Origin of the sequence: Nocardia sp. CA-290969, assembly GCF_050936135.1 — a bacterium.
In the GTDB taxonomy this organism is placed as follows: Bacteria; Actinomycetota; Actinomycetes; order Mycobacteriales; family Mycobacteriaceae; genus Nocardia.
The window spans coordinates 2,969,005-2,989,556 of sequence record NZ_JBNJNJ010000001.1; the positions used below are offsets into that span (position 1 = coordinate 2,969,005).

Sequence of the window (20,552 nt, forward strand, 5' to 3'; positions counted from 1 at the left end):
GGCGCGGACCAGTCCGTCACGGCCGACATCCTCGCCGATGACGGGCCCACCGGTCACGTGCAGGACCAGTCCGTCCGCACTTGTCCGATCGAACCGTGACGCATTACCGCGATGCAGAAACACGCCGTTCGCACCGTTCTCGTGAACGGCACGGATGAGCGGGCTGAATTCCTTGGCGTCCCGCACGACAGGGCCGTCGGTGAGAGCGTGGTCCAGCGCCACGATGACACATGTTCCGTCGTCGTCGAACAGTCCGGTCAATCGACGCCAATAGTCAGAACCCCTGTCGGTGGAATACTTCAGACCCTCCCACCTCGACTGCAGCAGCTGCCGGATAGTTTCTCCGCCGCTCGGCACGAGAAGCTGCTCAGGTGTTGCCGATTCCGGGCCGGTTGGTTCCGGAACCGGAGTGACTTCCGATGTGGCGGCATCCGGGAGCTCCGGCGGCGCCGGCCGCGCCACCTCGCCCGCGGACCGCGCGTCCACGGCCAGCAGCGCGGTCTCGAGCCGCCGGGCTATCCGGAGCAGGTGGAGCGGGCGCTGATCCCCCGTGAACCGGTACCCGAGATCACGGCGGATGACCCGCTCGAGCGCGACGACCAGTTCATGGGGATCTCCGTCGAGGAGCTCCCGGAACCTGCGTTCGGTGAAGTTCCTCGAGACTCCGGGCGCCCAATGCGCCCGCAACCGGTCGAATTCGGTGCGTAGCCGGTTGATCTCCTGCTCGATCGCGTGGCGGTGCCCGGCCGGATTCGCGAATGCTTCGGCGAGCTGCCGGGCACGGCCGGGCTGCACCGCGCAGCCGGTGTCGTCCAGCAGGATGGCCCGCACCTCGCCCGCCGATCGAGCTGCCGCATCGAAGGTGTACGCGGTGCCGCGCACCCTGCCTTCCGGCTCTTCGGTCCACAACCGGCCGTCGATATTTCGAACGACGTAGACCTTGTCCGCGGGTTCGGCTACCACGGCCGTCGAGCCGGGCCCGAGATCCAGCAGTTCCCGGCCGAGTGCAGTGTAGGCATCGCGATATCCCTGGTCCGACGTGCCGAACCGGTGCAGCGAACCACGGAACGCTCGCGCCAGCCCACGTTCATCGCGCTCCGGCCCGGAATTCCCGGCCGGCAGTTCCATATCGATATCGGAGTAGAGCTCCCGGACCCGTGCCACTACCTGTTCGGCCTGTTCGTCTACCGAGAGCGTGGTGTGGCGGTGCGGCGGCGCCGCGTCCCCCTCGGCGGCATCGAACGCCGCATCACCCAGTTCGAGATGAGGCCGGGCCGGGTCGATACCGGCGAACCACAGGTGATCTCGCAGCATGGTCAGGAAGTCACCGAAATTCCGGTCTGCGGAGACTGTTTCGGCCAGATACCGGTGTAGTGCGTAGTTTGTTGCCACCGCGATCGCCTGCGGACCGTTCACCTGTCTGGGGCGGCGCCAGTGATACACCTCCCTGAGGCCGGAATCGACCTCGGACGGGTTGTTCTCATCCACTGCCCGCAGATCCCGGAGCGCCTGCACGACCTCCGGTCCACCCGTCGCGGGCAGGTCGAGATCCCTGGCCCGCAGAACTACATCGCGCTCGCCCGCCGCCCGCTCGCGTCCACCCGGAATATTGTCCAGCGATCGAAGAAGGTCGACCACCTGCGCGCCGTAGGGCAACTGGAGTAGTTCCAATTCCCGAAGCCGCTGCCTGATATCGACCCCCGGTATCGCCGAGAACCCCACCCCGGGGCAGTCCGGCACCGGCTGCACACCCACCGGAACCTCGGGCAGGAACCCGTCCGGATGTGCCGTCCGGAACTCGGCGATCTCCCGCAGAGTCTGTCCCAGCGCCACCGGGTCCGCGAACGGTATCGCCAATGTCACGGCACCGGTCGCGGTCTCGCGCTGATCGAATACCCCTCTTCCCCTGGCAAACCCGGCCAGTTTTTCGCTCAGGGCAGCGATCCGGTCCGGAGTGCCGGAAACCCACAGGTGATAGCGCGGGCCGAGATCCGCGCGCCACAGGTGTGGTTCGACCAGATCCACTGCTTCGGGGACACCCGACTCGACGGCTGCGTGATACGCCCGCTCGGCCTCCGCCTCGAATGTCACTCGGGAGGACGCCACCTCCGCCGGCAGCGGCGCGGCCAGGCGGGACATTACGTCTTGTGAGACGGTGCGGAGGAAGTCACGCAACGGTTCGGTCCACGTATTCACTTCCGCGGCGGATAAACCGAAACTCTCGACAGCTTCGATCGAATAGTAGGCAAGCTCGACGATCTGATCCGGAACCGCCAGGCTCGCATCCAGCGCGATCGTCGATCGTATCCGCCGGAGGGCTGTGCTCTGTGGATCTCGGAGATAATCGACGGAAAAGCCCGTGTACAAAGGCTTTCGGTACACGATCGAGATATCGAACCTGTCGAGAAGCTCGAGCATCGTCCGGCCCGATTCGTGGTGGCGCAACGCGTCCAGGAGCGGGCCCCCTGTCATCCGCATGGTCCAGTCCTCGACCGCGGCGTCATCCAGGCCGGAATCCGCGAGGGCATCGGTCAAGTAGCCGGTCAGCGCGGACATCTGCTCCGGCAGCTCGAGACTGGCATCCAGCACGATCTGCTTCTGCTGCCCATAACCCGACGGCTCGCCCGGATCGTCGATCTCCTCGACGCGATAGCCGGGCGTATCCAGCAGATCATGCACGATCGTGATGTCGAGGAGACCGAGCAGTTCGAGGACATCCCGGCCGGATTCGTCGATAGCCAACGCCTCCAGGAAGGCGTCCTCATCCGAGAGTTCCACCGCCTGCTCTTGGTCATCCGACGTTCCCGCACCGACCGGAGATGTAGAAATTTCCGTGCCACCGGCCACTTCCGGCACGATCAAGGCCCGGACATCGATGTACTCCCAGGTGTCGACGGGGATGACATCGTGCAGCAGCACCCCCGAGCCGTTCCGGCCCGCGGTAATCTCCTCTACCCGGAATATGCCGCGCACGTTCTGCACCAGATGAATACGGAGATTTCCCTGATCGTCCGCGCTGGTGCGCGACCGGTCGAACACCACCGCCGCAGCATTGTGGTGCCGGAGCTTCTCGCCGAGCTCACGGTAGGCGTCACGGAATCCGCCTCTCGCCTCACCGCATCGGACGAACTCGGCGCCGAAGGCGGCCGCGACGGTATCCTCGAGACCGTCCGGGCCCGGATCATCGTGCGGCACCGTGAGGTCGACCCCCAGCTGTCCCGCCCACGCGGCGATATCGACCAGCGGTGTCCGGTCCCGCACCCTCCCCGGACTACCGATCGAGGTTCCCATCGCACCGAGCCGAATAACCGCACCGTCGGCGCCCAGCCGCACGATCTGCTCGGAAAGCTTCGGCTCCGCCAACTCCGCAGGGCTACCGTCCGCATCGACCGCCTGGCCCACGCCGTCGTGCAGAATCGCGAAAACACCGTTCACATCCGGGAATCGGTCGGCGATCAACCCCGCGGAGACAAGTTCGTCGAAACGGCGGCCGTGGATTGCCGGATCGGCCGGATCATCGACAACCACACCACCGTACTGGTCGAGAACCAGACCGAAGACGTGTCCGCCGTAGCCCTGCGCGTCCTCGGTCTCGCGTCGTACCACCACCACAGCGGATTCCGCCCGATGCTGTCCGTCCCCCAGCAACGTCCGGATCTCCCCGAGGGCCGACACGGTGTTCTCGCCCGTCCCGTACTCGCGCAGTACAGCCTGATACGACCGCTGCACGGCAATCTCGCTCTGGCCCGGCAACTCATCCGACTCGTCGAACTCCGGGACCAGCTTGTCATCGACCCGGCCCCTGTTGACCCGCTCCCATTGCAGCACCGCACAATGTCCCCGCAAAGCGTCCGGACCGCCCTCGACGGTGTCCACTCCTTCGGCGGGCACCGCCGCAGTCCCGTCGAGCCCGCCGGTATCAGCATCTTCGGGAGCGGTCGGCGCCGGCTCCTGCGACGGATCCGGCGACTCCTGGCCCGATGTGAGGTTCGGGGTGTCGATCCCGGACTCAGGGAAGGGGCCGAGAAGCCCCTCGCTTTCCGGGGTCAGGTCGAGCCGGACGATTTCCCGGGGCTGGTTGCCGAGACCGTCCACAACGTTCGGGGCGGTCTGCTGCGAACCCTGGCCGTCCGGGACGGCGGCGGATGCGCCGTCCTCGGCGGTGAAGCGGGAGCCGAAGTACTCGAACGGCCATCGGCTCGCATCGACCTGATCCGCGGCCCCGACCCGCCGGAGATCGTCGAGGGCTGCCTGCCGTTCGGCTTCGGATCCTGCTGTCTCTGCGGCCGCCAGGCGTTGCCGGGCCTCCTGCTCGGCCGCCAGATACGCCTTTTCGACCAGAGCCTCGAGTTCTTCGAGCTTCTCGATATCGCCGTTCAGCTGGGCCTGATCCATCAGTACGTTTATTGCGTTGATCGCGACCTGATCGACATGACGGTGCCGTTCCTTCGTCCCGTGCGCATCGGCGTACTCGCCGATCTTCTCGGCCAGGGCGACCGGGTCGCCGAATTCCGAGATATCGTCGATCTTGGAAACCCGGGCAAGAAATTCCAGGTTGTCGGGGAACCACTGCGATTCCATCAGCTGCTCGAGTTCGGCCCGCAGTTGATCGGCCTCGGCCTCGGCCTGTTTGCCGATCGGTCCGATCTCCACATTCGCGAGGATGTCGCTATCGGCCATCGCTCGCATGAAATCATAGGCGGTCCACAGGATCGACCGTTCGATCCGGTACGCTTCCAAGCTCAGCGCCCATTGGCGCGCATGCTCACCGCTGGCCGTGTATTCGTTCGTAGTTGTGCGGTCTTTGACATGCTTTCGGAACCACACGATGAGATGCACGGCAGGGATGACCCGCATCGTGTCCGCGCTGACGAAATCGGTGGGGAGTTCATCGGGGTATCCGATGGCGATGGCGATTTCCGCCAATCGTCGAGGCGCCTGCGACCGCCGGTCGATGACCGTCCGGTACACCTCCCTGCGCGCACTGTCTGCCCGCCCCAGGGTCTGCTCCAGAGGTGTGCCGCCGGCCTCTATTCCCCCGAACTGCGGATCCCAGACCTTGTTCACCGAACCCGGCAGCTCTGCCTCCAGCAGCGCGAGATCGACCTCGGCACACTGCACTTCGTATTCCGCCTGGGCAAAGAGCCGGCGGGTCCGCTCGATCTCGTCCAGCTGCATCTGGAGCACGCGAGGCGCTCCGCGGCCCCCGGTAGGGTCATCGAGGCGACCCTGCCTGCGCCACTGGCCCCCGCTGCCCGCGGCTTCGGCCGCTTCCTCCAGACCGGCCCGCACCGTGGCCTCGCGGTCCTTCAGACTCTTCCGGAATTCCTCTCCCGGTCTCGCCGATTCACCGATCGGGAACAGTCCGGCGATTTCACGCATGCGGAGGTTCGCGGCGTGCAGGGCTTCGCGGGCGTTGAGATGGGCTGCTGACCAGCTCGATTCGTGATCGGCCATACAGGTGCGGGCCGCGTCGTCCTGATCGGTCAGCTTCCACAGGGTGGCCCGGGCGATGAGATCGGCGCGCCGCAACCGCAGCAACGCACGTTCGACCCGGTCGGCATGGGCGATCCGGCGCCGGTGCGGGGCGCCTGCGGCTACTTCGGCGTCCTCGGCGGCGAGCGCGATATCGCGACGCTCGTCCGCTATCCATGTCGTGAGGCGGCTGTCGAGGTGGCGGGGGTTCTCGAGCGCGGCCTCGGCGACGGGTATCGCCTCGAAATCCCCGTCCTTCAGTTTCCGAATCGCGTCCTTCTCGCTCCGGATCTCGGCTTCCAGACTCCGGATCAGGCGCTTCTGTTTCCTGATCTCGGCTTTCCGATTCGATTTCTGGGCATTGTGTTTCCGGGTCCGGGCTTTCTGTATCCCGCTCTCGGCGTTCCGTATCCGGATCTCGGCATTCCGTATCCGGATCTCGCCTTCGAAGTCCACCCCGGCGTAGACGGTGAGCTCACGCAGATCGGCCACGATCCGCCGACGCCGCTCGGCCACCGAAGCCTCGGCCGCCCGGCGCACGTCGGCCAATTCCCTGCTATGGAATTCCGAGCTCCCGGCCGCACCCACCGCCGCCGGCCGCACCCCGGCACGCACCAAACGGTCCTGACCCGAGTGGTATTCGATGGCGGCTTCATACGCATCGGCCCCGGAGCGGAAACGCGCCGCACGCCGCTCGACCAGGAATTCGGCATCGGTCAAACCACCCTTGATCAGGCGAGAAGAACCGATATCACGCCGATCGGCGGCGTCCATCCGGCCACGGATCGCGGCGAGGAGTTCACCCACATCGGTAACCTCGCGGTCGACCCCGTACTCGGTCGCGATCGCCCGCAGCCGACCATACGCCGCCTCGGCCCGCTCCCGGATCTCTGCATCCACCCCCGGGATCTCTGCATCCACCCCCGGGATCTCTGCATCCACCCCCGGGATCTCCGCGCCTACCTGCTGGATACGAGCCACCTGTCCGTCGGCGGCCGCAATCAACCCTAGGAGTTCCCGGACCGCGCGGAAGCGACGGGATTTCGCCTCGTCGGAATCGCCGCCCGCCAGCTCCCCCGCCTCACGGGCCGACAGGTTCTCCGTCACCAATCTGCGCGTTCCCGGGTTTTGCGACTCCAGCCACCGATCGACGGTTTCCGCGCCGGCGATCTTCCGGACGTGGCCGAGTACCGCCGCCGTGTCCACCTCCGTATGGGACGCGAGCCATCGCGACATCGCCTTGCGCTCTTCGTAGAAGCGGCTCTGCGCCTTCCTGAGTTCGCCCGGCGACATATCGGATTCGGCCACCGTGCCGTCGGCAGTACGCATCGCGGTCCGCCGCATCAGCTCACGCACTGCCTCCGGATCGGTCTCGAGGCCCTTACCCGTCAACTCCTCGACGACGGCGGCGAGAGCAGCGTCGAACGTACCGTCCTCGCGCACCCACGATTCGCGGATGATCAGCCACTGCTCCTCCGGTGTGGGAACGCCGCGCGCGAGGGTGTGCGCCAGCGCGCCCACCGCACCGAGAACCTGCTGCGGAGTCGTCCCGTCGGGTGTCCCGGCAAGAACCTCCGGCAGGGATGCCGCCAGGACCTGTGCCGCGCCGCGGGCATCCGGTCCGGCCCCGATCAGATCCTCCAGCACCACGCGATGCTTGGATTGCAGCACCCGCAGAGCGCGCTCGAACACCTCTGGAGCAGATCCCGCCACCGCCCGGACCAGCTCCCACGCCTCCACCTGGGATTCCGCCACCGGCGGCGCCGGATTACCCAGCGTCGCGGAAGGATCGGCGGCGAGTGTGGTGAGCAGCCCGGACAGGATCGCGACCGGCCGGGGAACATTGTCCGGGTCGACCCTGGTCCACGTGTACGCCTCCACCACGGCCTCGCGGGCGTTCAACGAGCCGTCCGGGTCGAAGCTGTACCCCGACAGCTCCTTCAGCCAGCCTCGATAGTCGGCCCCCTCCAGTTCCGCCCTCGTCTGCAGGTGCAGTTCCGCCCGCCGCACGGCGAGTCCGGCACCCGCATGGTTCAGCGCGTGCCCGATCTCGTGCGCGAGCACCGCCCGTACCGGCCGCTCGCTCGCCCGCGGGACGAAGTGGCCCGGGGAGTTCACGGCCGGTGCCCACCGCGCCGGGCGGCCGGGCTCCTGCCCGACGATGCGGCGCGAGGTCTCCCCCGCCCGCACCCACCGCCGCAACCGCGCCGGGCTCTGGACCACGGCACGATTCAGGATGATCTCGGCGGTGTACTGCTTGCCGGTTTCGGGGTCGATCGCGCCGACGGCCTCGGACAGGTCCCCCTGCCCGGGCATATCCTCGATACTGAGCCCGCGCACATCCACCGCAGGGGCTGCCGCCAGTTCACTCTCCAGATTCCGGGCGACATCGCGGAGCACCGCGACACTGAGGAGCGCGGGATCGGAGGTGTCGGAGGTACCGTCCGGCGCCGGATCGCTGAGCTCCGGCCCGAAACCCTGCAGCGCGATCTCCGGGAACTTCTCGCGCAGCCGGTGGACCACATCGGCGACGGTGCGGGCGGTGGACCACTCGTCGTCGCGCAGTTCGGCCGGCACACCCAGGATGTCGTCCGCGGAGGACGCGAGCATCGCGCGGTCGAGTTCGGGGACTCCGATCAGACCGGCCGCGCGCATCAGGTCCCGGCGCGGGACGGTCGCCTGCGTGATCACCGGTTCCGGAATCAGACCGTGTGCGTATTTCCATGCCGTGCGGAAGAATTCGCGGTAGGTCAGGCCCGGCGACAGCTCGGTGCCGGGGAGTGCGTCGCGCAAGGCGTCCAGGCCGGCCTCATCCGGATCCGGATCACTGCCGGCCGGCACGCCGGCCCGAGCCTCGGTGTCCACCCGCTCCAATGGGGTCACGGGAATATCGAGTCCCACGCGGCCGGTTTCGCTCAGCGCCCGCAACTGCCGCCGCACGACGTTCTCGACGGCAGCCAGCTGCGCCTGTTCCTCGACCATGACGGTCTCGAATTCCTCGAGGGTTGCCGTCAGGATGAATTGCCGTGCTTCACCGGCGGTCCGGCCGCCGTGTTCGATGCGCCAGGCGGTCTGGGCGAGGGCCGTGATCCGGTCGATCTCGGTATCGCCGGGGTCGAGGACCAGCAGCCCCTGCGCGGGGTAGTACCGGGCGGCGGCGTGGGACCGGTATTCGATCCGGAGGCCGGCGGTCCGCAAGGTGTCGGCGACGACCGCACCGATGGGCGTCTGCCGAAGTATCCCGAGCAGCCGGTCGATGTCCCGGGCTGTGTTCCGCTGCGCCGACGTCGACCCGTCGCGGCGGCTCGGCGGATCCAGGCGATCCAGATGATCCAGCGTGGTGCGGGCACGTTCGGCCGGCCAGTCGGCCCTGCGGGCCCGGATCAGACCATCGGCGCCGACTTCGACCTCGACATACACCTTGACGAGGTCGGCGTCGTGGACGAAGTCACCGAGTTGGGCAGCTGCCGCCTCGAGTGCATCCGCATGCTCTCCTCGTCGCGCGACGATCACCAGCTGATCGGAATCTCCCGATACGAGCGCGACATCGCCGGTGCGCATCGTGGCATCCGGGGCTTCGAGGTCGAGCACCCTCGGCATCACCAGAGCATCCACGTGCCGCTGCGCGGCCCGCCATTCCGCTACCCGCCGGAGATACTCGTCGTGCAGATCGATGAGCCGATGCAGTTCGTGCCGGTAACGACGGAGTTCGGCTGCGGCAGCGGCGGATTCGATGCCCGCGCGCTCGAGCTTGCCGACGCGCTCGATCTCCTGATCTATCGGGTGCCGGCTTGTCAGGTCACCGAGACGCTCCGAGATCGAGAGCCGCTGGGCGAGCAGGACGGCCTCGGCCTGTGCCGCGTGCCGGCGGATATCGGCGCTGTCCAGATCCTGCAGCGCACGCCGCAGGGCGTCGTCGACCTGCAGACCCGGTACCCGCTCCCACCCCTCAGGGGAGCCCGGGCCGTGCCGCTCGGCATCGATCTGGCGGTTCGCGTCCCGGTGCGCCTGCCGGTGCCGCTCGGCGTGCGCGGCATAGAGCAGTCCGCGGACCGCGCCGACACCCTCCTCGTGCGCCTGCGCGGCGCGCTCCGCACCGGCGTCCGGCAACCCGAGGATCTCGTGTACGGCCGAGTCGTAGGCGATTTCGGCGGTAAAGGTGTCGACCGGGTACTCGACGCGCAGTTCGGCGGCGAGCCGGCGGGCCATCATCTCGATATCGGTGTCGATATCGTTCATGGCTTCGACGTATTCGTCGAGCTCGGCGGCGCGCGGATCGGGAATCAGGCCGTCGCGTTCGTACTGTGCGCGCAGGGCGATTCGCGCCAGATCCAGTGCCCGGGTGGGCAGTGTGGTGCCGCCGGTGGACACGGACGCGACGAGACTGTGTGAATCGTGGTGTCCCGGGACAGTGGCAGAGTCACCGGTCGTGGACGGGGCGGCGGGGTCGGCTGCACTGAACTCGATCCGCATGGGCAGGGACCGCAGGACGGCCGCGAGGGGCCGGCCGGTCTCAGTGGACTCGAGGAGGTCGTAGACCTGCTGATCGGGGTCGTCGAGCGCGACCGTCATGAGCTCACGCGGGGCTGTGGCCACGAGCTCACGCGGGGCCGTCTCCACCAGCAACTCGCGCCGAGCCGTCGTCACGAACTCACGCAAGGCCGTGTCGTTCAGCTCGTCTGCCGCGGCTTCGGCGAGTGCCTCGTGCGGGGCGCGCTCCGGGTCCCGACCCGATCCCCCCGCCGGCGGCGCGTTATCGACGGACTCCGGCAGATACTCTGCTGTTCCGTCACCCCCACCCTCCGGCGTCCCCGGCCGTGGCGGCACACCGCCCCGCGCCTCCGGGCCCGGAGCTGTCGGGGAACCGTCGCCACGAATCCCCGCGGTGAACGTCCGCTCGACACCACCGGGCCGGGAGAAATCGAACGGCACCGGCCCGCCCGATACCCCGTCGTCGATCATCACCGTATCGCCCTCGAGATACAGCGCATACGGGCGAGCGTTCACCCCGTTCGCATCGGCACTCCCGTACTCCTCGACCACCACCAGCGTGCCGCCGGGCCCGAGCTCCTCCAGCGACTCCCGCATATGATCCGCAGTCGACGCCTTCTTCCAGTCCTCCCCCTCGATACCGCGACGCTCCTCGGCCAGACGCCTCAGGCGAGCTTTCTCCCGAGTCCCCCGCTCCACGAACTCCGCGGCCGCCCGCGCCCCCGCAACCAGCTCCGCCTCACGGGCCTGTTCCCGCTCCGTCCACATCTGCTGGATCTGTTCGTCGAGTATCGCCCCGTACACCCTCCGGCGACCGGCCTCGGACATACCTTCCACATCCAGACCCCGCGAACGCGCGGCACCCGCCAGCGACGCCTCGATGTTCGCGCCGAGATGCTGTCCTGCCGCCAACCCCGCCTGCGCCTCGCGCAACCGGTCAACCGTAGCGCGCACCTTATTGAGCGGCCGCGCCTGCTTTTTCACCGCCCGCGCCATGCTGTGCCCTATACCGGCCAACCGGCGCTCCTCGTGGGCGGCCAGCAACCGCAATCGCCACGACTCCTGCCGCGGCGTCGCCCCACGCTCGGTACCAGCCCGCACAAAATTCCCGTCGAACACCTGCTCCAACGCCCGCATATCCATAACGGACGCATCCACCAGATCAGGCCGGACCAACCCACCCGGATGCCGCGCAACAAGCGTATTCGCCAGCGCCGCAAGCACCCCTGCCGGTTCACGACCGTCGCCACCCGGCGGCACACCGATATCGCCCGGCGGCACCCCCCCTTCGTCCCCACCGGCACCGGCCCCGCGATCGGCCACGGAATCCGCACCAGTCGATTGCCCGGAACCCACTACCCCTGAATCGGGCCCGTCCACCGCAAGCGCACCGTGGTCACCGGATCCGGTCCAGGCCTGCTCGCCCTGGTCACCGGATCCGTCTCCCGAAATCCTGTCCCCGGCAACCACACCGAGCGCAGTCGCATCCGATCCCGCGCCGGCGCCGAATTCTGGCTCACCCGAAATAGCTTCACTCGAGCCTGCACCGTCCCGCAGACCGGTGTCGGAGTCCTCGGCAACCGGCTGGTCACCGCCGGGTACCGGCCCGGGCCGGCTTCCCCTCTCTTGGCCGGGCTCGGTGCCGGACGTCGAATGCTCGCTGCCGGCCACAATATTCTTGCCGAATCCGGCGTCACCGTCCGCGGCACGTGCCGCGATCGACGCCCCGGCCCCGTCCACTGCGGACGATCCCCATTCGTCCGCCCCGGCACCACCGTCCACGACCCCCGCATCCACCGGCATCCCCGCCCTACCCGCACCCGGCGGCGCCCATCGACTGTCATCGCCCTCGCCCCCGCCACGCCCGGCAACACCACTCGCTCCCCCGGCCTGCCCATCCGGCTGCTCGTTCCCCCCCACACCAACCGGCGCATCACCCAACACCGGATCCCCCACCTGCACCCGCCGATAATCATCGGCAGTAATCGGCCGACCCGAATAATCCGAACCCCCGTAATACCCATACACCGCACTCGGAAAAGCCCCGCCCACCGCACCCGTCAACATCCGCGGATCGAACGCCCCTCCCTGAATCGCCCACACCGCCAACGAACCCGCCAACTCCGCCCCCGTCCCCACCAACAGACCACGCGCTGCACCACCCCACCGATCCACCCCCAACGGCAACCGCGACACCGCCCGCACCAACCCCTGACCCGCCCCACCCGCCGCCGCGCCGGCCAACGCCGACAACCCCGCATTCGACACAAGAGCACCGACGTCATACCCCTGCTCGTACCCCTCGTGAATCAGAACCGACCGAACCCCCAGTTCCTGCACCGTCCCCTGCACAACCTCCTCGAACGCCTCCTGCAACACCTCATACACAAAGCGCGACAACCCTGTCCGCAACCCCCGCTCCACCACAAACCGCCCCAAACTCCCCATAATCCACCCCGACAACCGCAAACCGATCATCCGGAAGAAATACCGAGCCGCCGCAACCGCCGTCACATGCCCCAACGGCCCCAACGTGGACGCCCACACCAACTCCGCCAACAACCACGACAACCCGATAATCGCGTTCAGCTTCGCAGCAAGAACCTGACCACCGAACTCACGAATCACCTCCGCCTGGCGACCGAGCTCCTCCGCGGTGGCCTCCACATCCCCACGCACACTCCGCAGCTGGGCGACGATCGCCGCACCACCATCACCATCGGGATATGCCGCACCCACCGCGGCAATCGCCGCATCGATCCGCGGCAACTCCTCATCCACAAGCTGCCGCACCACCCCCTTCAACCCGTCCCACATCACATCGGCGAAATCCTCATTCGCCTCCGGGATCTCGAAACCCCCCACCCACTCCAGCAGGCCCGCCAATTCCGCGGGGATGGTAATAGCCATCAGATCACCAAGTGGAACCGAGAATCGGAGGATCGCTCCGACCACGGCCCTCGGCCCGGTCGACCTCCTCCACATTCTCGAAGACCAGCACCGGGTCGGCGGCCACCTCGGCATCCTCCGGGTCGGGAAGAACTGTCGGCACCGCAGGCTCCACCGGCATCATCGCCTCGATATCGGGCAGGCCGGGCACGATCTCCGACAGTTTCGGCCGCTGCTCCCGCTCACCCTTCAGCGGCGCAATCAATTCCGCGTTCTTCCGCGCGACCTCGGCGGCCGCCAGCTGCGTCGCCTCCGTTACCGCCGCCGCGATCTCCGCATAACTCAATTCATCGATATCGTCGGCGAATATCGTCTCGACCAACAACCCATCGGCATTGACCGTGGCCGTCACCCGGCCCTCACGCACCGATACCGTCGCGGTCAACCGCACCCGCTGCCGCTGCGCCTCGGCGATCAACGCCAGTTGCCGCTGCAAACTCTCATACGCAGCGGCGGCTTCCTCCGCATGGTTACCGGATATCACCACTACCGCCCGAACCGCCTGCTCGACGATTCATCCGTATCGATATGCGCCTGCGCCGCACCGCGGCCCACCCCCATATCCTCGGCGAGCCCGGTGACGATTTCCGCAATCCGGTTCAACTTGTCCGCGGCCGCTTCCCCCTGACTCCGGAAACCCTGAAGACCACCGGCGAACTCCTGACCGAAACGGTCGGTACCACACGCTATGTCGGTGTGTTCCATAACGCTGTTCGCCTTGTCGCGGGCCGCCGCCAGATTCTGGCCGATCTCGGCAACCAATTTCGCCGCGTTATCGAGCAACGCCGGGTCGACTTCGACTCTTTTCGCCATCACCGATCCTCACCCTCGCCGGAGCATTTCCCTGCACTCATACCGCCGTCCCACGCCGTTCGTGGAAACGCTGCTCGAAACCGCTCGCGAACACTGCAGGCGCCACCGACGAGGAGGAATGCTCGAGCACCCCATCATCGGCCACATAGAAAATCGCCCGCCCGATCGCCATCTCCCCCTGCGGAACCGGCACATAGACCATCCATCCGCAGTTGATGCGCTCCCCGATCAATTCGTCCAGGGGATATCCGGTGGTATCCAGACCCCGGCTCTCGATATAGGTCCGCACCCGGTGCACCGCTTCTTCCTCGGACATCTCTACCGGAAGTGCGGTCAGCACACCGGCGGTGTCGAGCTGATAGACCGCTGCGTCGACATCGAAGATGTCCTCGTCGAACAGGGCGGTCACGGTATCGCGTGTGGCCAGCCCGAGTTCGGCCGCCTCGACCAGTGCCGACGCCGCGGCCCGGGTCTTCGCCGTGGGCGGGTTCGCCGCCAATCCGGCCAGCAGCCCGGCCACCGTATCCGCCGTCCAGACTCCGGGCACCGCCGTGGCGCAGTCCTCGGCATCCGGAGACTCCCCCCGATACCAGCGACCGGCCTCCCACCAATAGACGAACGACAGCAACCCGGTCCCGGCGCGTGGATTCAGCACCGGATTGGCCACCCAGCCGGGAGCGCCGGCGAAGAATTCCGGCATCGGAGCGTCCTCGTTGTAGGTGGCGTCCAGTGCCGGCGCATTCCAGACCCCGCCGGAGAGCACGGCCCGGCCACCGGGCAGCGAAAACAGCGTCGACCCGCCGCGGCGTGAACTCTCGAACCAGCCCATCGCCGGCGCGACTCGTGGCCCCCACTCCGACCGGACCGCCACGAAACCCGCCGCCAGACAGGCCCAGCGGGCCCACAGCTGCGGAAAGGCCGGGAATTCACCGGCGGCCACATCCGGCCAGACTCCGGCCTTCCGGTCGGCGCGTGCCGCCCGGGCCGCCTGCTGCGGGGTCCGCGACTGCCGGTCATCGTGCGAGATATAAGCGGCCAGCCAGACCGGTAACGATTCCCGCGGATACTCGTCGAGGTCCAGTCGGTACGCCTCGGGTTCGAAAAGCTGCCCCTCCGGGAACGGCTCGGCACCGAAGTCGTAATCGATAGCGAGTCCGCCCGCGGCATCCGCGCGCACCAGCATCCGCCACCACGGCCCCTCGGCGGATTCGGCGGCCAGGGCGCGCTGGCTGCGCACCTGCTCGAGCACCTCCGGCGCGGGTTGGACCCGCACGGAACGTGTGCCTTCGGTGTACCGCACCTCCGCGAACACCGCGGTGGTGGTCACCGCGAACACCGCTTCCATCTCCTGCCAGTCCGGTGGGCCGGAAACGCGTAAAGCGGAGGCGATTTCGCGAGCAGCGGCCTGGTCGGCCGTTGAGCCGGTACGGGAGTCGTTGCGGGCATCGAGACGGGCGGTATCGCCGGGCGGGGTGACGGCAGAACCCGCATCGGGCGAGGCGAGCCGGAAACCGATATCCGGCGACTGCTCGTCCACGCTCTCCGGCTGTTCCGGATCCTTGTCGCTCACGTTGCCCACTCGCTCACAGTTCGATCTGCTACCGACCGCGTCACCCGTCCACGCGGTAGCGGAAATACTTCCAGCACCCTTGAAAGCCGATTTCCCAGAATCGGGAAACAAACTGCCGACAATGACGGAAGCAGCTCACAACGGACACGGGAAACTCACCACGGCCCTTTACACGGGTAGGCTTCACCATTCCCGCCAGTGGCGATACTGAGACAGGACCGGCTCCGGCCGGCCGTATTATGCGCGCCTACGACGAGTGACCTGAGGTGCCATGACTACGGAAACGGAAAACGATTTCGAACCGCAGCGCCGGCCGAGGTCGATATGAGCGAGGCAATGGATGCACTGGAGGCGCGGGTGCACCGCCAGCTGAACCTGATGCACGACCTGGCGGACCGGCTCGCCGCGATCCGGGTGCGTGAAACCTCACCCGACGGCACCGTGACCGCCGAGGTCGACGGCAACGGCGCACTGTGCGATCTCGTTCTCGCACCGGCGATTTCGGCAATGTCGCCGAGTGAGTTCGAATCGGTGGTGGTGGCGACCGCCGGGCGGGCCGCCCATCTCGCGATCACCCGGCGCGGTGAACTGGTCGAGGCCTTCAATACCGAACTCGCCGAGTCGATGCCGGGGTACGACTCCGGCCACTGACCGGTTCACGATCCCGCCCCAAGGCACGGAACTTCCCATCAGCGGCAAGTTCCCGGTAATCGGCACGCACCAGGACTGGATACGTTTATCGGCGAGAATATCAATTCCCGGCCCCTAGGCGTTCAAATGACTGATCTTGTGGCGGAATCCCATGTTGTGCGTACGTTCGGCGATGCTTCGGCTGCTCTAGCAGTGGAGACAGCGGCGGCCGGAGCAGTGAACCAGGCCGCGCTCATCGCGGCCGCGATCCCGGTGTTCGGCCTGATCGGTCAGGATTTCCTGGCCGCTTTCGCCTACGCGCAAGCCAACAATCTCAGGTCGGTCAACGAGCTGGCCGGCGTCCATGCCGCGACAGCGCTGACCTCCTACGAGGGCGCTACCGCCTACGAACTGACCGAGGAGGCCTCGGCCGCCGAATTCGGCGCGATCGGCAGAACGGTATGAGCGGACCGATCGACGAGACCGTGCTCGAACTGCTGCGCCGGAGCGCGGCCGGCCCCGCGTTGGACCGCCCGGTCAATGCGGTTCTCGCCGATATGGGTCTCGGACCGCTGCCGCAGTTGCCCGCACAGATTCCGCTGCCGGAACTACCGCCGCTGCCGGCCCTGGACCTCTCGCTGATCGCGAAGCCGATCACCGATCTGGCCGACAGCTTCGGTACCGGGCAGTTCGCCGGCGCAGCGGATCGCGATCCGTCCGAGGTGTTCTCGCAGATCTCCACCGTCCTGCAGACCGTGATGCAGCTGGGCGCGTCCGCGGTGCAGACCGCGATGGCGTTGTGGCAGGGCATGGGTGCGACGTCGGCAGCGAACAAGTCCACCGCGGCACAGCGTGACGGCGTGGCGATAGCGGGTCAGAGCGCCGGCACCGCGGCCGGTACGGCTGCCGCGACAACGTCGGTCTTCACGGGCGCCACCGCGATGGCGGCGGTTGTGGCACGCTACCTGGCCTCTGTCGTCGCCGCCGGTCCGTTCCTGGCGACCGGGGCCGGACAGGTGTTCCTGCTGGCGGCGACCACCGAAACCCTCGCGGAAGCCACCCTGATCATTGCGAAGACCCGCACCGAATTGGGTGTGGAGAGCACGAAGATGATGGCGACCGGCGAGAAAGTACCGGTGACGAACGCGCCGACCGGTGTGGATCCGCTGCAGATCGTTTCGCAGCTGATCCAGATCGTGCCGTCCGTGGTGGGTGCGGTGTCCACCGGAGCGCAATCCGTCGCCAAGCTTCAGGAAACCCTGAACCCGGTGAAGCCGATCGCCGACGGAGACCGTGCGGATTCGGCTGCCCGGATCGGTGGCGCAGGCGTGCCCGCGGCCGCTCTCGCGGGTGGCGGTGGAATCGTGGGCGGCGGTGGAATCGCGGGAACGCCCGCGCAACCGTTGGCACCGTGGCCGGGAACGCGCGCCGGCGGCAATGCCGGTGCGAGCGCCGGAAGCCCCGGCAGCTCACCGGCTTCCGTGATGAGCAGCAGTGCCTCCCGCACCGTGGGCGGAGCCCTCCCGATGGGCGGGGGTCTGGGCGCTGCCGGGCTCCCCCGGGGCAGTGAGTCGTCGACGGCGGACGGCACGCGCGACCATCTCGTCAACGCAGCGCACGGCAATGAGGTCGTCGGCCCGATGGACGGGGCGTCGCTGCCGGTTGTCGGCACGGCCGAGCGGGTGTCCGTACCGCTGAGCGGCGATTCGCCGGATAAACCACTGACTCTCTGACAGGAGATCGGCATGGAATTCGATCCACCTCAGGTCCGGCAGGCCGGCACCGAACTGGACGCCCTGGCCGCACGGCTGGAAGACGCACTACGGGTGAATCTGCCGGCCCTGGCTGTCGAACCGGCCGGTATGGACGAGGTGTCGGTCCGCGCGGCGGACACCCTGCGGGCCGTGGCCACCTCCTACGACGATTCCACCACCCGCGGTGTCCACGAGATCCGGAAACTGGCCGCGGCGCTGCGTGCGCAGACCGATCAGCTGGTCCGGATGGACGAGGGCAATGCCGGCGGCTTCAGGACAGCGATCTAGCGGCGGAGCACAGCGATGATCGAACCACCGATACCCGGTTTCACCGGCGTGATCTGGGCGGCCCGGCCCGCGGAGAAACTCGCCCACGATCTGACCACCGGTCCCGGTGCGCGGCCCATGACCGATGCGGCAGCCGCATGGTCGCGGCTGGCCGCGGAATTCGGCGCGGCAGTGCTCGAATACGACCGGATCATGGCCCGGATGCGGGAGGCGTGGCGATCGACCGAGAGCGGTCCCGCGATCGACCGGTTCACGACGCTGCGGCACTGGCTGGTCGATGCCGCCGCGGCCGCCGGGCGGAACGCCGCGCTCGCCGGTGGACAGGCAGTCGCGTACGAGGTGGCCGGTCTGGCCATGCCACATACGGCCGATATCGCGGCCCTGACAGCGACGATACGGAGTCTCGAACAGGTAGGGGCCGCGCTCGGCGCGCCACTGGTCGCGACAGTCGCCGATACCGATGCCGAACAGCACCTCGCCAAGGCGAACGCGGCCCGGGTCATGCACAGTTACGAATCGGCGTCTGCGACGCTGGCCGAGCCGTGGCAGCAGGCGCAGCCACCGGAAATCGTGTCGAGTACAGCGTGGGCAGCCGAGCGTAGTAGTGCGGCGCCTCCGGTATCCGGGACGACGCTGCCGGTATCCGCTGCGCTTTCGGCCGCGACCATGGGTGCGGGTTCCGGTATGCCTCGAGCGCCGCGGGCCCTGTCTCCCTATCAGGCGAAGACACTCACGGCTGCCGCACCCGCGACGGTACCGGTGCAGTCCTCACCCGCGGCCGCGCAGCCGGCGGGGACTCCGATGCTCCCCGCCGGGATGAGCCCGTCATCCGCCCTGGCCGGCGCCGACCGCCCCGGCCGGGCCGGCGTCATCGACGAGGACACCGATGCGGCGATGGAGATCGATGCCGGGATCCAGGCGGCACCACCGGTGCTGGGCGCCGCCGAGACCTCCCGTCCGGTCCCGGCATCGGGGGCGTCGTGACGCGGCACTTACCGAGGGGGACGAGATGGCGACACTGACCAATGACGGCCTGCTGGCCGTGACGGGCCTGCTGGATGTGCAAACTCTTCCGCTGGTACTCGCGGTGGGGCCCCAGCAGGATTCGGCTGCCGCCTGGGCTGCCGCACAGAACGAGGCACTCGCCGGACTGCGCAGGTCGGGTCTGGTGGACGGCTACGGCGACGTCGACACCGAGCTGGCCGCGGCCCTGCATGTGCTGGCGCAGCCGGAGCGTGAACTGGTGGCCCGGATCCACACCGGGGTGGGAGTCCGGCGGGCGTGCCTGGCCCGCCGCGGCGATCGGCATGCGGCGGCCATTAGGGACGGTGACACCTTCGACGTGCGAACGACGTGGGCCGATGCGACGGGCGCGACGTTGGCGCGCCCACTGCTGGAAGCGCTCGGGACCTGCCCACCCGCGGCGACAACGAGTTTCAGTGCGCCGGCGGCAGCGTTGCGGGAGCGCCTCGACGGTGCCACCGACTCCAGCGGGTACACCCAGGCGCTGTACGAGCTGGGCGTCGAGGAACGGACAGCGATCGAGTTCGGTCTCGCCCTGTCCACCTGTACCGCGTACTCCGAAATCGTCGCCTACACACATGACGACGGTGTCACCCACCGATCCGCAGGAGCGGTCGTGGTGTACGACACCGAGCGCGGCCGGTTGGTTGCCGGCCCCGGCGTTTCGCCCGACCAACAGGTCTGGTCGACCTTCACACCGGGCTCCGACCACCGGATCGCCGAGGCGGTATCCGCCGTCGTCCACTCGCTACCTGTTGGGGGGTGGATGTCCTAGACCACCGACTCGGCCCGAGATCGTTGGATCTCGACGGAAATACAACCTCACGAAAGGATCCCGATAATGACAACAGTAGGTACTGATCTCGATATCCCGCTGGTCACGAAGGCCACGGGCGCGATGTACCAGGCCATCGAGAACTTGCGGCTGTCGGTGCACGCCGTGGACTCGGCCAGCGATGAAGCCCGCGCGGGCTGGAAGGGTAACGCGAGCGCGTCGTTCGTCACCTCCTCGCAGGCGTGGAGCGATGAGTCCGACAAGCTCAACCGGACGCTGGAGGAGCTGACCAGGGCCACCGAGGATGCCACCAAGTCGATCCTGAACATGGACGAGGACTCCTTCATCCCCGGCGGGGGCTACTCCAGCTCCAGCGGTGGCTACACCACCCTCTGATCCGCCCCGGCGGCTTTTCACCTATCTGCTCGACTGAGAAGGAATTTGGACAATGAGCGGCAATCCAGAAGATCGCATCCTCTACGACAAGCCCACGATGGATGCGCTGTTCGACGCGCTGAAGACCCAGGGCAGCAAGATTCAGGGTGAGATCACGGCCCTCGAAACCGCCAAGAACGACTTCCTCGCGGCCATGGCCAGCGCGGGCGCGCAGGAGGGGTTCACCGCGGCATACAGCAAGGTGAACACCGAGCTCGAGGACACCCTGCACAAGCTCGATCAGCTCGCCATCGCGGTCGAGGAGGCGCTGCAACGCGCGTTGGACAACGACAAGCAGATCTACAACGGTTTCAACGCGTTCGCCTGACGGCCGGGTTGCCATGGCCAC

At 67.7% G+C, this 20,552-nt stretch carries 12 protein-coding genes (1 of these 12 running past the window's edge); 8 read left to right on the forward strand and 4 right to left on the reverse strand.

The genetic code is table 11. The features are described 5' to 3' along the window. The 4 genes in view from ACQEVO_RS13570 to ACQEVO_RS13585 are tightly spaced (at most 37 nt apart) and all read right to left on the reverse strand, a layout consistent with a single transcriptional unit that may run on beyond the window. Nucleotides 1–12,876: the 5' end (the start) of an NUDIX domain-containing protein gene (locus ACQEVO_RS13570; RefSeq protein ID WP_432912910.1), read on the reverse strand. The gene continues 48,000 nt to the left of window position 1, outside the view; the window shows 12,876 of its 60,876 coding nt (coding positions 1–12,876); it begins with the start codon at nucleotides 12,874–12,876; the stop codon falls past the left edge of the window. Nucleotides 12,877–12,880: 4 nt separating this feature from the next. Continuing rightward, nucleotides 12,881–13,402: a YbaB/EbfC family nucleoid-associated protein gene (locus ACQEVO_RS13575; RefSeq protein ID WP_432912912.1), complete on the reverse strand. Its 522-nt coding sequence runs from the start codon at nucleotides 13,400–13,402 to the stop codon at nucleotides 12,881–12,883. Continuing rightward, nucleotides 13,402–13,728: a hypothetical protein gene (locus tag ACQEVO_RS13580; protein ID WP_432912914.1), complete on the reverse strand. Its 327-nt coding sequence runs from the start codon at nucleotides 13,726–13,728 to the stop codon at nucleotides 13,402–13,404. The genes ACQEVO_RS13575 and ACQEVO_RS13580 overlap by 1 nt, the downstream gene beginning before the upstream one ends. Nucleotides 13,729–13,765: 37 nt before the next feature. Next, nucleotides 13,766–15,307: a hypothetical protein gene (locus tag ACQEVO_RS13585; protein ID WP_432912916.1), complete on the reverse strand. Its 1,542-nt coding sequence runs from the start codon at nucleotides 15,305–15,307 to the stop codon at nucleotides 13,766–13,768. A gap of 315 nt (nucleotides 15,308–15,622) precedes the next feature. Here ACQEVO_RS13585 and ACQEVO_RS13590 point away from each other — a divergent pair, with 315 nt between their 5' ends. The 8 genes from ACQEVO_RS13590 (at nucleotide 15,623) to ACQEVO_RS13625 (ending at nucleotide 20,531) form a co-directional block, all read left to right on the forward strand. Then, nucleotides 15,623–15,949: a YbaB/EbfC family nucleoid-associated protein gene (locus ACQEVO_RS13590; RefSeq protein ID WP_432912918.1), complete on the forward strand. Its 327-nt coding sequence runs from the start codon at nucleotides 15,623–15,625 to the stop codon at nucleotides 15,947–15,949. 126 nt (nucleotides 15,950–16,075) lie between these two features. Next, a complete protein-coding gene (locus ACQEVO_RS13595) occupies nucleotides 16,076–16,393 on the forward strand; it encodes a hypothetical protein (protein WP_432912919.1) in 318 nt (105 codons plus the stop codon). Then, complete coding sequence (locus ACQEVO_RS13600) at nucleotides 16,390–17,661, forward strand: hypothetical protein (protein ID WP_432912920.1); 1,272 nt, start codon at nucleotides 16,390–16,392, stop codon at nucleotides 17,659–17,661. Before ACQEVO_RS13595 ends, ACQEVO_RS13600 begins: the two co-directional genes overlap by 4 nt. 12 nt (nucleotides 17,662–17,673) lie before the next feature. After that, nucleotides 17,674–17,970: a PE family protein gene (locus ACQEVO_RS13605; RefSeq protein WP_432912922.1), complete on the forward strand. Its 297-nt coding sequence runs from the start codon at nucleotides 17,674–17,676 to the stop codon at nucleotides 17,968–17,970. A gap of 15 nt (nucleotides 17,971–17,985) precedes the next feature. Next, nucleotides 17,986–18,954, forward strand: a complete 969-nt coding sequence (locus tag ACQEVO_RS13610; protein WP_432912924.1) for a PPE domain-containing protein — start codon at nucleotides 17,986–17,988, stop codon at nucleotides 18,952–18,954. Between the two features lie 25 nt (nucleotides 18,955–18,979). Further along, nucleotides 18,980–19,768 (forward strand): ESX secretion-associated protein EspG, encoded by a 789-nt coding sequence (locus ACQEVO_RS13615; protein ID WP_432912926.1) that lies wholly within the window; start codon nucleotides 18,980–18,982, stop codon nucleotides 19,766–19,768. 66 nt (nucleotides 19,769–19,834) lie between these two features. Continuing rightward, nucleotides 19,835–20,164, forward strand: coding sequence for a WXG100 family type VII secretion target (locus tag ACQEVO_RS13620; RefSeq protein WP_432912928.1), 330 nt, complete (start codon nucleotides 19,835–19,837; stop codon nucleotides 20,162–20,164). Nucleotides 20,165–20,216: 52 nt separating this feature from the next. Continuing rightward, nucleotides 20,217–20,531 carry a type VII secretion protein EsxR gene (locus ACQEVO_RS13625; RefSeq protein WP_432912930.1) on the forward strand — a complete coding sequence of 105 codons (315 nt, stop codon included), beginning with the start codon at nucleotides 20,217–20,219 and terminating at the stop codon, nucleotides 20,529–20,531. The last annotated feature ends 21 nt before the right edge of the window (nucleotides 20,532–20,552 follow it).

Coding starts and splice junctions, on each gene's coding strand:
- ACQEVO_RS13580 (WP_432912914.1), bottom strand. CDS start 13,728: ATGGCGAAAAGAGTCGAAGTCGACCCGGCGTTGCTCGATAACGCGGCG.
- ACQEVO_RS13590 (WP_432912918.1), top strand. CDS start 15,623: ATGAGCGAGGCAATGGATGCACTGGAGGCGCGGGTGCACCGCCAGCTG.
- ACQEVO_RS13595 (WP_432912919.1), top strand. CDS start 16,076: ATGACTGATCTTGTGGCGGAATCCCATGTTGTGCGTACGTTCGGCGAT.
- ACQEVO_RS13600 (WP_432912920.1), top strand. CDS start 16,390: ATGAGCGGACCGATCGACGAGACCGTGCTCGAACTGCTGCGCCGGAGC.
- ACQEVO_RS13605 (WP_432912922.1), top strand. CDS start 17,674: ATGGAATTCGATCCACCTCAGGTCCGGCAGGCCGGCACCGAACTGGAC.
- ACQEVO_RS13610 (WP_432912924.1), top strand. CDS start 17,986: ATGATCGAACCACCGATACCCGGTTTCACCGGCGTGATCTGGGCGGCC.
- ACQEVO_RS13615 (WP_432912926.1), top strand. CDS start 18,980: ATGGCGACACTGACCAATGACGGCCTGCTGGCCGTGACGGGCCTGCTG.
- ACQEVO_RS13620 (WP_432912928.1), top strand. CDS start 19,835: ATGACAACAGTAGGTACTGATCTCGATATCCCGCTGGTCACGAAGGCC.
- ACQEVO_RS13625 (WP_432912930.1), top strand. CDS start 20,217: ATGAGCGGCAATCCAGAAGATCGCATCCTCTACGACAAGCCCACGATG.